Raw genomic sequence first — 13,059 nt, 5'->3', positions numbered from 1 at the left:
ACGAACATCAAGTGCCCGTCAAGACAGCGCCTTGAATCTAACCCGGATCAGCAGCGTCCTGCTTCTGATCCTGACGAATGCCTAACGCGATCGCCAGTGTTTGACTCAGGCACAATGAGGCGGTTAGGCCACGAAAACTTCTCACCTCTGCTTCATGAACGATCAGCGACACATTCGCCGTCGGTACCAGCGGGCTCAGTCTTGAATCAGTAATGACGACATGCGGAATGCCTCGTTCACTCGCCTCCGCCACAGCATCTCTGGCCTCACGAGAATAGGGCGAAAAGCTGACGATCAGCACGGCGTCTTGGGGGCCGACCGCCTTCATCTGCTCGGAGTGCATGCCACCAAGCCCATCCATCAAAAATGCTCGCTTACCGATATGGTGAAGCGCGTAGGAAAAGTAGCTTGCAACCACGAAACTTCGCCGGGCACCGAGCACATGAACGATCTCGGCCTGCTCAAGAATATCCAGCACCTGCTCTAGTTGTTCAGGGTCAATGCGGCCGGGGAGAGTGCTGAGCACTTCCCGATTGGCCTCGGCAAACTCCCAAAGCAGCTGGGTACTATCGAGCGCTTCGCCCGTAGCGGTTCGAAGCGCACGTATGCGCTCGGCGTAGTTGGGCAACTCATTGACCAGCCTTGATCGAAACAGTTGCTGCATTTCGGAAAAGCCCTTGAAACCAAAGCTGTTGGCAAAACGAATCAATGTCGACGGTGTAACGCCTGCCTGCTCGGCCAGTCGGGCAACCGTTGCAAACGCCACTTCCTGTGGATGATCAAGCAGAAAACGGGCTGTTTGCTGCAAACGTCGGCTCAAGTTTGCGTACTGTGCGGTGACACGCTCTTCAAGCTCGGCAAAGCTTTGAGGTAACTCACTCATGGTCTTTTATCTCTTAGTATCTGGGCTTGCGTCCGACGCCTGAGCATGTCGCGCAGACTAAAACATATGAAATATTAATTCCATTCTTAAAAAAAATGAAATTCATCAAACCAACCAGTAGAAATACGCAGGCAAATGGCTACACCCTCTGACGATTACTTGTAAGGCCGTTTTTTCGGCCTGCTTGCTACATCTTTGGTCTTATTCAATACCGCTCCTCGTACTGCCTAACAGGCAAAATAGATGAATTTTTATACTCAAGTATTTGAATTAATTAAACTAAGTCAGAGAAATAGATTACAACAGCGCCTATATAGACCTTATTTTCCAATAGTTGAACAAAAGGAATATAAATTCTAATCTCGACGCACTCTCGGCTCCACTCGGACCCCCGCGAAGACAACGCGATGAACAGTCAAGGAACCCTAAACATGTCTGGCCAAACTCCCCGCTTCGCTCTCAACCACATGATCTGCCCCTCTATCAGCGCAAAGAAACTGGTCGATGGCGCCGTTGACCTCGGCCTGGATGCAATTGAGCTTCGCAACGATATCGGCGAAAACAGCATTCTTACGTTGGAACAGGCGCGCGCTGCGGGGGACTATGCCCGTGAACGTGGCATTCGCGTGCTAACCATCAACGCTCTCTACCCATTCAACATCTGGAATGACGAGCGCGCGGAACAGGCAGAGGCCATGGCACAGCTTGCCAAGGCCAGCGGCGCCGAAGCCTTGATCCTATGCCCTCTGGTCGATGCCGAGCATGGTTTGAGCGAACAGCAACAGCACGACCACGTCGTCACGGCCCTCAAGGGACTCGATGGCATCTTCGAGCGCAACGGCATTCGTGGTCTGGTCGAACCACTCGGCTTCCCGATCTCGAGCCTTCGCACCAAGCAGGCAGCCACAGCGGCTATCAAGGAACTGAATCTCGAGCATCGTTTCAGTGTCGTGCATGACACGTTCCATCATCGCGGCGCCGATGAATCGGCCTGTTTCCCCGAAATGACCGGTCTCGTACACATTTCAGGCGTCGAGGATAAGGACATCTCGTTCAACGACATGTTAGACGATCACCGCGTTCTGGTTGGCCCGGAAGACCGTCTTGGTAACGTCGAACAAATTCGTGATCTTATGGAGAAAGGCTACACCGGCTACTTCTCGTTCGAGCCGTTTTCAAAGCCGGTCTGGGATCTTCCCGATCCGCTGGCGGCCACGAAAGAGAGTCTCGAGTTTATTCGTTCGTCCTTGAATAAGTAAGCACGCCCCATTCGATAACGACTCCCCAGGAGAATTTTCATCATGAAAATTGCCCTTGACCCTTTTATGCACCGCCATGTCCCTCTGGACGACCTGCCTCGTCTGGCAGCGGATCTGGGGTATGAGCACATTGAACTGTCGCCCCGCGCCGACTTCCTGGACTGGTTCGTGCACCCGCGGGTATACCCGGAGCGGCTGAACTCCTTCAAGAAATCGCTCAGGGATCATGGCGTCCAAGTTGCATCGCTGCTGCCCATGTATCGCTGGGCCAGCCCACACGAAGAAGAGCGTCAGTCGGCAGTCAAGTTCTGGAAAAAAGCCATCGAGATCGCGGTCGAGCTAGGCGTGGACACCATGAACTCCGAATTCGGCCGTGGCCCGCATCCAGAGCGGGGCAGCTGCTCGAGCTGCTGCCAAGGCGGCGTGACCACTGAATCAAGCGAAGCCGCCTGGTGGCGCTCCATGGAAGAGCTGGTGCCCATTTTCGAACGCGAAGGCATCCAGCTCAACGTTGAGCCGCACCCCGACGATTTTGTCGAAACGCTGCACCCTGCGGTGGACATGATTCGAACGATCAACTCAGACAAGGTCAAGTTCCTGTACTGCGCCCCGCACACGTTCCACTTCGGTGAAGACATGGAACAGATGATTCGCGACTGCGCGCCAGTGCTCGCTCACGTCCACGTGGCCGACACGTTCAACCACAAGGCTTCCTCCGGGCTTCGCTACATCATCAACCCGCCGGGCTCCACTGCTCGGGTTCACCAGCACCTCAACATCGGTGAAGGTGAAGTGAACTGGGACCTGTTCTTTAAAACCCTAGCTGATGTCGGCTTCGACGGCATCATGACCGCCTGTGTCTTTGCTTGGGAAGAAAAAGCTGAAGAGTCCTCTCGCTTCATGCGCAACGAAATTCAAAGCTACGTCGACAAATACTGGAAGTAACGACTGAAACCGATTCGGAGAATCAAAAGATGACATTACGTATTGGTGTGATCGGCACAGGCATGATCGGGGAAGAACATTCTCGCCGTATCACTCAGACACTCTCTGGCGCAGCGATCATTGCCGTCAGCGACGTCAACCATGAGCAGGCAAGCGCCATGGTCAGCCGGCTCAACCTTGACGCCAAGGTGTATGAAAGCGGTGAGCAGCTGATCGCCTCCGATGACGTCGATGCCGTGCTGGTGACCTCCTGGGGTCAAACCCATGAAGAATACGTGCTGGCCGCCATCAAGGCCGGAAAATACGTTTTCTGTGAAAAACCCCTGGCCACGACTGCCGAAGGCTGTCAGCGCATCATGGAAGCCGAAATTACCGCCGGCCGTCGCTTGGTACAGGTCGGCTTCATGCGCCGCTACGATCAAGGCTACAACCTGCTCAAGAATTCGATCGACGATGAAAGCCTTGGCGACGCGCTGATGATTCACGCCGCACACCGTAACCCGACGGTGCCGGAGCGCTACATCACGCCAATGGCGATTCACGACACGCTTATCCATGAGCTTGATACCTTCCGTTGGCTGCTTGATGACGAATACGCAAGCGCCCAGGTCATTTTCTCCAAGAAGAGCCGTCACGCGCACAGTCAGGTCCGTGATCCGCAAATGGTGCTTCTGGAAACGACCCGCGGCATACGCATCGACGTCGAAGTCTTCGTCAACTGCCAGTATGGCTATGACATTCAGTGCACCGTGGTCGGCGAAGAAGGCATCGCGCACCTTCCAGAACCTCAGAGCCTGACGGTCCTCAAGGCCGGTACTCGCGGCAACGAAATTCTCCAGGATTGGAAAAATCGCTTCAACAACGCCTTCGATATCGAACTTCAGGGCTTCATCCAGGACGCGACGGATAACACGCTCAAGGGGCCCTCCTCCTGGGATGGCTACGCAGCTGCCGTCGCTGGCGACGCATGCGTCAAGGCGCAGGAAAGCGGTCAGATCGAGTCGATCGATATGCCGACTCGCCCCGACTTTTACCGCTGAGTTCGGCCGCAAGGCATGAAACAATCCGCCCCGCTGTCTTGATCCCATCAAGACTCGGGGCTTTTTTTGAAAAACGCGTTCGAACGGCCTTACACCATCGCGACTCGACCGAGATAGAGAATATTTTTTCCAACTATCGTTTAATAGGAAAATTTGTTCCAAACATTCTATGATCGGAATAAATGAACCGATGTCATCCAATCACCGGACGCGTCGCACCGCCTAGCTTCAGGGAGGCGACTCCGGCCCCATGCAGGAAAGCATCATGAACAACACCTCCTCGCTTGATCTGATTTGTCTAGGAAGAGTTGCGGTCGACCTATACGCCGAACAGATCGGCAACCGCCTGGAAGACGTAGCAAGTTTTGCCAAATACCTCGGCGGCAGCTCCGGTAACATGGCCTATGGCACCGCGCGTCTTGGCCTTCGCTCCGCCATGCTCTCCCGGGTCGGCAATGAGCAGTTCGGAAATTTCGTTCGTGAAGAACTTTCTGGGGCAGGCGTCGATGTGAGCGCCCTTCAAACCGACCCGGAGCGTTATACCGGGCTTGCAATCCTGGCGCTCAAAAACCGCGACAGTTTCCCCCTACTGTTCTATCGCCGCGACTGCGCCGATATGGCCGTCGACGCAGACGCGATCGACCCAGCGTTCATCGCCCGCGCCAAATCACTGGTGATTACCGGCACGCACCTGTCGACCGACACCACTCAGCGCGCCTGTCGCAAGGCCCTGGATGCGGCTCGTGATCATGGGGTCAAATGTGCACTGGACATCGACTACCGCCCGGTCCTCTGGGGCCTGACGGAGCCCGGCGATGGTGAAACCCGCTTCGTGGCCGATGAAAAAGTCACAAATCATCTTCAACAGTGGTTGAGCGACTTCGACCTGATCGTCGGCACCGAAGAAGAGTTTCATATTGCCGGTGGGGACACCGATACGCTCACCGCCCTACGCACAGTGCGCGAAAAAACCGACGCAACGCTTGTCTGCAAACTGGGCGCGCTGGGCTGCGTCGTGTTCGAAAACGACATCCCTGAGCGTATCGAAGATGGCATTCTGGTCGAAGGCGTCAAGGTCGACGTCCTCAATGTGCTGGGCGCAGGCGATGCGTTCATGAGCGGGCTTCTGCGCGGCTGGCTTCGGAACGAGGACTGGCGCACCAGCGCTACATACGCCAACGCCTGTGGCGCGCTTGTCGTCTCACGCCACGGCTGTGCTCCGGCCATGCCGACCGAAGAAGAGCTTTTCGACTACCTCGACCGCCGTGATAGCGTCAAACGCCCCGACCGCGACAAGCAGCTCAATCACCTTCACCGCGTCACCACGCGCGTTCCGAACTCCTGGCCGGAAGTCTGCGGGCTGGCGTTCGATCATCGCCGTCAGCTGACAGACATGGCTCGAGAGGTCGGCGCCGATCAGGCCCGCCTACCGCAACTCAAGCAGCTTCTGGTCAAGGCAGCCGAACGAGGCGCACAGGAAACCGGGCTCGAGCACCCGGCCATTCTTGTCGATGACGTGTTCGGTCAGGACGCCCTGAACGACGCGACCGGTCGCCAATGGTGGATCGGCCGCCCGGTCGAGCTTCCTGGATCTCGCCCGCTACGTTTCCAGCACGGGGACGACCTGGGGTCGGTGCTGCGTCAGTGGCCGCGCGAACACATCATCAAGTGTCTGGTGTTCTACCATCCCGACGATGAGATGAGCCTGCGTCTGGATCAGGAAGCGCATCTGCGTCAGCTGTATCAGGCAGCCTGCCGCATGGAGCTTGAACTGCTCATCGAAATCATTCCGCCTGCGCGTGATGGCGATGATGATCAGGTACTGGCCCGCTCTCTTAAGCGGCTCTACAACCTGGGCATCCGCCCGGACTGGTGGAAGCTGCCATCGATGAACGACGAAGCCTGGAGCGCTGTCAGCAAGGTGATCGACGAGCAGGACAAGCATTGCCGCGGTGTCGTGCTACTTGGCCTCGACGCGCCGATGGCTGACATGAAAAAAGGCTTCGCTGCCGCAGCAAGCCACAGCCAGTGCAAGGGCTTTACGGTCGGCCGGACGCTTTTTGCAGCGCCCAGTCGCGACTGGCTCGCCGGCACGATCGACGATGAAACCCTCATCACCCGCGTAGCCGATAACTACGCCGAACTTATCGATGAGTGGCAGCGCCTTCGCAACAGCCAGCCCTCTTCAGAGGAGATGACTTCATGAGTACTGTCCGTCTGACCATGGCGCAAGCCGTCATACGTTATCTGACCGCTCAGAAGGTCGAGATCGACGGCGAACTTAAACCGATGTTTGCCGGCTGCTGGGCTATTTTCGGTCATGGCAACGTCGCAGGCCTTGGTGAAGCGCTCTATCAGGTTCGAGATCAATTGCCGACCTGGCGCGCGCACAACGAACAAGGCATGAGCCACGCCGCCATCGCCTATGCGAAAACGCTGGATCGCCGTCAGATGATGGCCTGTACCGCTTCGGCCGGGCCGGGCTCGACCAATATGGTAACGGCTGCAGCGCTTGCACACGTCAACCGGCTACCTGTGCTGTTTCTGCCAGGCGACACGTTCGCGACCCGCATGCCGGACCCGGTACTTCAGCAGATCGAGAACTTTCACGACCACACGCTGACCAGCAACGACTGCTTCCGTCCGGTCAGCCGCTTCTTCGACCGCATCACCCGGCCCGAGCAGCTTCTGACCTCACTGCCGCAGGCGATGCGCGTGCTGACCGATCCGATCGAATGCGGCCCGGTCACATTGGCAATGCCTCAGGACGTGCAGACCATGGCGTTCGATTTCCCCGAGCACTTTTTCAACGAGCAGACCCACTACCCTCGCCGTCAGGCGGCGGACCGGGGTGAGCTTGCACGCGCGATCGAACTCATCAAGACAGCCAGCAAGCCGCTGGTTGTCGCAGGCGGCGGGGTTCATTACGCTCAGGCACGCGACGCCTTCGACGCCTTCGTGTCGAAATATCAGCTCCCGGTCGGGGAAACCCAGGCCGGCAAGGGCGCACTGCCCTGGGACCACGAGCAGAACATGGGCACCATCGGAGTGACCGGCGCTGCCTCGACCAACGCCCTGGCTGCCGACGCCGATCTGATCATTGCGGTCGGCACCCGCCTGGGGGACTTTGCCTCCGGTTCGCGGGCAATGATCAATCCAGAGGCTCGAATTCTTTGCTTGAACGTTGCCTCCTTCGATGCGATCAAGCACCGCAGTCAGCCACTGGTCGGCGACGCTCTATTGACCCTGCCCGAGCTCGAGAACGGCCTGACCAACTGGCAGCCCGAGAGCGCGTGGGTCGAGCGCGCCGATGAGCTTCGCCGGCAGTGGCACCGAAGCGTCGACGTCGCGACCACAGACCGCGGCACTGACCTTCCAACCGACGCCGAAGTCGTTGGCGCCGTCAATCGAGCCGCTAGCGAAAGAGACATTGTGGTCTGCGCCGCCGGCGGTTTGCCCGGTGAACTGCAAAAACTATGGCGCACGCGCTACGCCCGTGGTTATCACGTGGAGTATGGCTATTCCTGCATGGGGTATGAACTTGCCGGCGGCTTGGGCGTCAAGATGGCCAAACCCGATTCGGAAGTGTTCGTGATGGTCGGCGACGGGTCGTACCTGATGCTCAACTCCGAAATCGCCACTTCTGTCATGCTGGGCCACAAGATCATCGCGGTCGTTCTGGATAACCGCGGCTACGGCTGCATTCATCGCCTGCAACAGGCGTGCGGTGGGCCGGGCTTCAATAACATGCTGGAAGACTGTCTGACAGCCGAAGATGGCGCTCCGAAAACCGATTTCGCAGCACACGCCGCTGCCTTGGGCGCGAAATCCGAGAAGGTCGGCAACATCGGCGAGCTCGAAGCGGCCCTCGAGCGCGCCAAGGCCTCCCCCATCAGTTACGTCATCACCCTCGACACCGATGGCCAGGCCGGTACCGAAGAAGGGGGCTCCTGGTGGGACGTGGCCGTTGCCGAAGTTTCGGCGCGTTCCGAAGTCGAAGAAGCCCGTGCACGCTATGACAAGCATAAAGCCCGTCAGTGGAAGAACCTCTGACCGTCAACCAGAACCGGAGCGGCACGGTCCGCTCCAGGGCATCGATATTTCAGGAGCATTTCCATGTCAGTACGTCTTGGCATCAATCCGTTGACCTGGACCAACGACGACCTGCCCAGCCTGGGTGGAGATACGCCGCTTGAAACCTGTCTGACCGAAGGCCGCCAGGCCGGATTCAGTGGCTTCGAGCTGGGTCAAAAATTTCCCCGCACACCGGACGCACTCAATCAGGTGCTGAGCGATCATGACCTCTCGCTCGTTTCCGGCTGGTACTCCTCGCAGCTTCTGGAGCGAAGCGTCGAGGAAGAGATAGAAGCGGTCGAATCCCACCTTCAACTACTGAAACAGTGCGGCTCGAAGGTCATGGTGTTCTGTGAGGTCAGCCACTGCGTTCATGGCGATCAGATGCGCCCCGTGTCACAGCGCCCTCACCTGCAAGACGTCGACTGGCCCCGCCTGACCGAAGGGCTTGACCGGGTCGGCGCTTATTTGAAAGAGCACGGCGTTCAGATGGTCTATCACCACCACCTGGGCACCGTGATCGAAAGCCAGGCCGATGTCGAACGCTTGATGGACAACACCAGTGACGCGGTCGGCCTGCTGCTCGATTTCGGCCATCTGGTCGTGGCGGGCGGCGACCCACTGGCCTTGGCCCAGCGGTACGCGTCACGCATACATCACATTCATTGCAAAGACGTACGTTTTGACGTACTCAAAGAAACGCGGAACCGCGATAAGAGCTTTCTGGACGGCGTTCTCGACGGTCTATTCGCCGTCACTGGCGACGGTGATATCGACTTCCTTCCGGCACTGACGCACCTCAAGAACGAGGGGTACGAGGGCTGGCTTGTGGTCGAGGCCGAACAGGACCCCTCTGTCGCTCATTCACTGACCCAGGCCCGGCTTGGCCACAAGGGGTTGAAACAGGTCGCCGAGCGCGCCGGTTTCCAGGTCACCGACTGACACAGACAATCTCAGCCTCTGACTCGACCCAACGACTCACGCAACATACTTATTCGCGAAAAAAGGGAAAGGCATGAACACGATCCAGCATTATCTCAACGGCGCGATCAGCACTGGCCAGAGCGACCGCTTTGCACCAGTGTACAACCCTGCAACCGGCGAGCAGAGCGCTCAAGTCGCCCTCGCTACCGCCGACGAAACCCGTAATGCCATCGGCATTGCCGATGAGGCATTCAAACGCTGGTCGAAAGTGACGCCGCTTCGCCGCTCACGCATTCTGTTTCGCTTCAAGGCTCTGATCGAAGAGCATGCTGATGAGTTGGCTCGCCTGATTTCGAGCGAGCATGGCAAGGTGTTTTCCGACGCCAAAGGGGAGCTGACCCGCGGGCTAGAAGTGGTCGAATTCGCCTGCGGCATTCCACACCTACAAAAGGGTGAGTACTCCATGAACGTCGGCACCGGCGTCGACAGCTACTCGATGATGCAGCCGGTCGGCGTGTGCGCAGGTATTTCGCCGTTCAACTTCCCGGCCATGGTACCCATGTGGATGTTCCCGATCGCACTCGCCTGCGGCAATACGTTCATCATGAAGCCGTCCGAGAAGGATCCGTCCACGCCGATGCGTCTGGCAGAACTTCTGACCGAAGCGGGCCTGCCCGATGGTGTTTTCAACGTCGTCAACGGCGACAAGGAATCAGTCGACGTCCTGCTGACCGATGAGCGCGTTCAGGCAGTTAGCTTCGTCGGCTCCACGCCGATCGCTGAATACATCTACGCCACCGCCTCGAAGCATGGCAAGCGGGTTCAAGCGCTCGGCGGTGCCAAGAACCATATGGTCATCATGCCGGATGCCGATCTGGATCAAGCCGTCGATGCACTGATGGGCGCAGCCTACGGCAGTGCAGGCGAGCGTTGCATGGCGATTTCAGTGGCTGTCCCGATCGGTGAAGAAACCGCGAACCGTCTGCGTGAAAAGCTGATCGAAAAGCTCGAGACGCTTCGCGTGGGCCCCGGTTTGGTCGATGGTCAAGAAAACGACATGGGCCCACTAATTACTGCAGAGCATCTGGCCAAAGTGAAAGACTACATCGCCGTTGGCGAGCAGGAAGGCGCTGAACTGGTCGTGGATGGCCGTAACGCCGAGTTCGAAGGTACCGGCAAAGGTTACTTCGTCGGGGGTACGCTTTTCGATCACGTCAAACCCGGCATGCGTATCCATTCTGAAGAGATCTTCGGTCCGGTGCTGGCGATCACTCGTGCCGAGAGCTTCGATGACGCCGTTGCCATGATCAACGACCACGAGTTCGGTAACGGTACCGCGATCTTTACCCGTGACGGAGACGCTGCGCGCCAATACTGCGAGCAGATCCAGGTGGGGATGGTCGGCGTCAACGTACCGATTCCGGTCCCGATGGCATTCCACAGCTTCGGTGGCTGGAAGCGCTCTCTGTTTGGACCGCTCCACATGCATGGCAACGACGGCGTTCGTTTCTACACACGTATGAAAACCATCACCCAGCGCTGGCCGAGTGGCATTCGTAACGAAACCAACAGTTTCACCATGCCGACCCACTAACCCTTGAACGCCGGCGCAATGCGCCGGCTTCCCCCCAAAGCACAGAGCCATGCTTCTGGCCGCTATCATTGCCGTAGATCATCACTCGACGCAGTAATCTCTTGATGTCGCCGACATCGTCAACCCCGTAGTTATCGACACTCTGGATTTTCCCGCCGACGACCGCTATCAGATCACCCATGCCCTTCCTTCTATGTGCCTCGAGCATCAAGACCGCAGCGGTGACAGCCTTACCGCGAAGGGGGCCGAATTGATCATGTGCAAAAACTCCAGTCTGAAGAAGTGAACACCGGCTGGCGGACAACGCCAATAGTTTGGCGTGTTCTGCGATTATATAAAGGCCGCAACGCGTTTACGCTCTGGGTCTAACCAAACCCAAGGAGTTTCACATGCCCCATAAAACAGCACTAGTTACCGGCGGTGCCAGCGGCATCGGCAAGGCCACCGCTCTCAAACTGGCGCGTCAGGGCGTCACTGTTGTCATCAGCGGACGCAACGCGAAAAAAGGCGCTTCCGCCGTGCAAGAAATCGAAGCGCTGGCCTGCGGTCAGGCACAGGTTCGGTTCATGCCATGCGATGTCAACGACGAGGCTGCGGTGCAGCGGCTAGTTCGGCAGGTTGTCAGCGAATTCGGGCGTCTGGATATGGCCGTGAACAACGCTGGAATCTATAACGAGAGCGCGACAATTGACCAATCGGACACGCAGAATTTTCGTGATATGTTCGAAACCAACGTACTGGGTGTCTACTACGGCATGAAATACCAGATCGCTCAGATGAAGCAGCAGGGCGGCGGCGCGATTGTCAATCTGGCCTCTATTGCGGGACTGAATGGCGTGCCATGGACCGGAACCTATTGCGCAACCAAACACGCGGTTGTGGGGTTAACTAAGGCTGCCGCCCTCGACCACGCCGCCGAAGGCATTCGCATCAACGCGGTTGCTCCCGGCGCCATTCATACCGACATCATCGCCGCCCAGATCGAGGCCGCCGAAGCCGAACTCGATGCTATGCACCCCATCGGGCGCATGGGCCAGCCTGAAGAAATCGCCGAAGGAATCGTCTGGCTGTTGTCGCAGGAGTCGCGTTTCGTGGCTGGGCACACCCTCAATATCGATGGAGGCTTTCAAGCCAAATGACGATACGCGACCGGATCAGGGTTCCGGCGGCCTTCTGGCACGGCTTGGCCCAGATGGGGATAAGACGATCCGAAATGTTGCGTGCGTCACAACTGCCCGTGTCGGCGGGACAGGACGACGCGCACCTGTCCACGGCAGATTTTTTTGCGCTGTGGCGCGGGCTGTCGGCGCTGAGGGGGCCGAATGTGGGGCTAGATTTGTCCGCTGCGTTAGATCGGGCAATCATGCCACCCTCGATTCTGGTGGCGTATCACGCGCGCGATCTGCGCGATGCGCTGGTTCGCGTGGCACGTTTCAAAAAGCTGTGTGCACCCGAAGAGATCAAAATCATGGTATCGGGCGGTGAGGCGACGGTGCGCATTTCATGGCCCTTCGCTGTCGACTTCATTCCCGACGCGCTGGTCGATGCGACGATGGCGTCTATCCTTGAACTTGCCATTACAGGCACCCAAAAACAGATCCGCCCAAAACGAATCGAACGGCGAGGGCCGATGCACACGCATTTGGAACCATATTTTAAATGTCCCGTTCATTGGAATGCAGATCAGGATCTGCTGACCTTTTACGCCGACGATCTCGACCAGCCATTCAAGAGCTACAACCGCGCGATGCTAGATCTTCTTGATCAGGGGCTTCAGCAACACATCGAGGGTATATGTACATCGCAGACCCTGATCGACCAGGTGCGTTGGCTGTTGCGGCGCAGCCTGACCGCAGGACGCCCTGAGTTGCGTAGCATTGCGCGTGAACTGGCGATCAGCGAACGGTCCTTGCAGCGCAAGCTAAACGAGAACGGACAAAGCTTTCAGTCGCTGCTAGCCGACGTGCGGCATGACTTGGCCTGCGAATATCTCATCCAACCGGAATACGAGATATCCGAGATCGCCTATATGCTCGGATATAACGATGCGGGCTCGTTCTATCGGGCCTTTCAGAAGTGGGAAGGCAAACCGCCCGCCGAATGGCGGTCCGATCAAACCTTCTCGGCTAGCGGCCAGCCTTTGGCACGTAAATCGTGATGGCGCTGTCCCAGCGCATTACACTTGGCACGCTGTACCTTGAAAGGCGTCCATGAGAGCCCAGATGAATTTGAGCGTGCCGCTGGTAGGGCCGTCGGATAAGTAGTAAAGGGGGTGACTTAGTACGTCGTATAGTACGCATAGACACAAAAAAACCGCCTTCGAGGGCGGTTGATCTGGAA

Annotated in this window: 11 protein-coding genes; 9 read left to right on the top strand and 2 right to left on the bottom strand. The window is 57.7% G+C overall.

All coding sequences use genetic code 11. The features are described 5' to 3' along the window. Positions 1–37: 37 nt before the first annotated feature. Positions 38–883, bottom strand: a complete 846-nt coding sequence (locus NAT23_RS11415; protein WP_251928431.1) for a MurR/RpiR family transcriptional regulator — start codon at positions 881–883, stop codon at positions 38–40. 431 nt (positions 884–1,314) lie between these two features. Here NAT23_RS11415 and NAT23_RS11410 point away from each other — a divergent pair, with 431 nt between their 5' ends. The 7 genes from NAT23_RS11410 to NAT23_RS11380 all read left to right on the top strand — a co-directional run bounded on the left by NAT23_RS11410 (position 1,315) and on the right by NAT23_RS11380 (position 10,719). Continuing rightward, positions 1,315–2,142: a TIM barrel protein gene (locus NAT23_RS11410; RefSeq protein ID WP_251928430.1), complete on the top strand. Its 828-nt coding sequence runs from the start codon at positions 1,315–1,317 to the stop codon at positions 2,140–2,142. A gap of 42 nt (positions 2,143–2,184) precedes the next feature. Continuing rightward, entirely contained in the window at positions 2,185–3,087 is a 903-nt protein-coding gene (locus NAT23_RS11405; RefSeq protein ID WP_251928428.1) for a sugar phosphate isomerase/epimerase family protein, read from the top strand. Between the two features lie 29 nt (positions 3,088–3,116). After that, on the top strand, positions 3,117–4,127 hold the full coding sequence (locus NAT23_RS11400) for a Gfo/Idh/MocA family protein (protein ID WP_251928427.1): 1,011 nt from the start codon (positions 3,117–3,119) through the stop codon (positions 4,125–4,127). A gap of 265 nt (positions 4,128–4,392) precedes the next feature. Next, positions 4,393–6,333, top strand: coding sequence for a bifunctional 5-dehydro-2-deoxygluconokinase/5-dehydro-2-deoxyphosphogluconate aldolase (locus NAT23_RS11395; RefSeq protein ID WP_251928426.1), 1,941 nt, complete (start codon positions 4,393–4,395; stop codon positions 6,331–6,333). Continuing rightward, positions 6,330–8,180 (top strand): 3D-(3,5/4)-trihydroxycyclohexane-1,2-dione acylhydrolase (decyclizing), encoded by a 1,851-nt coding sequence (iolD, locus tag NAT23_RS11390; RefSeq protein WP_251928425.1) that lies wholly within the window; start codon positions 6,330–6,332, stop codon positions 8,178–8,180. Before NAT23_RS11395 ends, iolD begins: the two co-directional genes overlap by 4 nt. 63 nt (positions 8,181–8,243) lie before the next feature. Next, positions 8,244–9,143, top strand: coding sequence for a myo-inosose-2 dehydratase (gene iolE / locus NAT23_RS11385; protein WP_251928393.1), 900 nt, complete (start codon positions 8,244–8,246; stop codon positions 9,141–9,143). A gap of 73 nt (positions 9,144–9,216) precedes the next feature. Continuing rightward, the gene (locus tag NAT23_RS11380) at positions 9,217–10,719 is read left to right on the top strand and encodes a CoA-acylating methylmalonate-semialdehyde dehydrogenase (RefSeq protein WP_251928392.1); all 1,503 of its coding nucleotides are present in this window, start codon (positions 9,217–9,219) and stop codon (positions 10,717–10,719) included. Here the strand turns inward: NAT23_RS11380 and NAT23_RS11375 are convergent. Then, positions 10,700–10,900 carry a hypothetical protein gene (locus tag NAT23_RS11375; RefSeq protein ID WP_251928391.1) on the bottom strand — a complete coding sequence of 67 codons (201 nt, stop codon included), beginning with the start codon at positions 10,898–10,900 and terminating at the stop codon, positions 10,700–10,702. The genes NAT23_RS11380 and NAT23_RS11375 overlap by 20 nt on opposite strands. A 208-nt stretch (positions 10,901–11,108) precedes the next feature. Here NAT23_RS11375 and NAT23_RS11370 point away from each other — a divergent pair, with 208 nt between their 5' ends. Next, on the top strand, positions 11,109–11,858 hold the full coding sequence (locus NAT23_RS11370) for an SDR family NAD(P)-dependent oxidoreductase (protein WP_251928390.1): 750 nt from the start codon (positions 11,109–11,111) through the stop codon (positions 11,856–11,858). Next, entirely contained in the window at positions 11,855–12,877 is a 1,023-nt protein-coding gene (locus NAT23_RS11365; protein ID WP_251928389.1) for a helix-turn-helix transcriptional regulator, read from the top strand. Before NAT23_RS11370 ends, NAT23_RS11365 begins: the two co-directional genes overlap by 4 nt. Positions 12,878–13,059 lie beyond the last annotated feature (182 nt).

It is taken from the genome of Larsenimonas salina, from assembly GCF_023736155.1.
GTDB lineage: Bacteria > Pseudomonadota > Gammaproteobacteria > Pseudomonadales > Halomonadaceae > Larsenimonas > Larsenimonas salina.
The sequence above is the reverse complement of the archived record's forward strand: the minus strand, read 5'-3'. Positions and strand labels throughout refer to the sequence as shown.

Coding starts and splice junctions, on each gene's coding strand:
- NAT23_RS11375 (WP_251928391.1), bottom strand. CDS start 10,900: ATGGGTGATCTGATAGCGGTCGTCGGCGGGAAAATCCAGAGTGTCGAT.
- NAT23_RS11395 (WP_251928426.1), top strand. CDS start 4,393: ATGAACAACACCTCCTCGCTTGATCTGATTTGTCTAGGAAGAGTTGCG.
- NAT23_RS11400 (WP_251928427.1), top strand. CDS start 3,117: ATGACATTACGTATTGGTGTGATCGGCACAGGCATGATCGGGGAAGAA.
- iolE (WP_251928393.1), top strand. CDS start 8,244: ATGTCAGTACGTCTTGGCATCAATCCGTTGACCTGGACCAACGACGAC.
- NAT23_RS11370 (WP_251928390.1), top strand. CDS start 11,109: ATGCCCCATAAAACAGCACTAGTTACCGGCGGTGCCAGCGGCATCGGC.
- NAT23_RS11365 (WP_251928389.1), top strand. CDS start 11,855: ATGACGATACGCGACCGGATCAGGGTTCCGGCGGCCTTCTGGCACGGC.
- NAT23_RS11405 (WP_251928428.1), top strand. CDS start 2,185: ATGAAAATTGCCCTTGACCCTTTTATGCACCGCCATGTCCCTCTGGAC.
- NAT23_RS11415 (WP_251928431.1), bottom strand. CDS start 883: ATGAGTGAGTTACCTCAAAGCTTTGCCGAGCTTGAAGAGCGTGTCACC.
- NAT23_RS11380 (WP_251928392.1), top strand. CDS start 9,217: ATGAACACGATCCAGCATTATCTCAACGGCGCGATCAGCACTGGCCAG.
- iolD (WP_251928425.1), top strand. CDS start 6,330: ATGAGTACTGTCCGTCTGACCATGGCGCAAGCCGTCATACGTTATCTG.
- NAT23_RS11410 (WP_251928430.1), top strand. CDS start 1,315: ATGTCTGGCCAAACTCCCCGCTTCGCTCTCAACCACATGATCTGCCCC.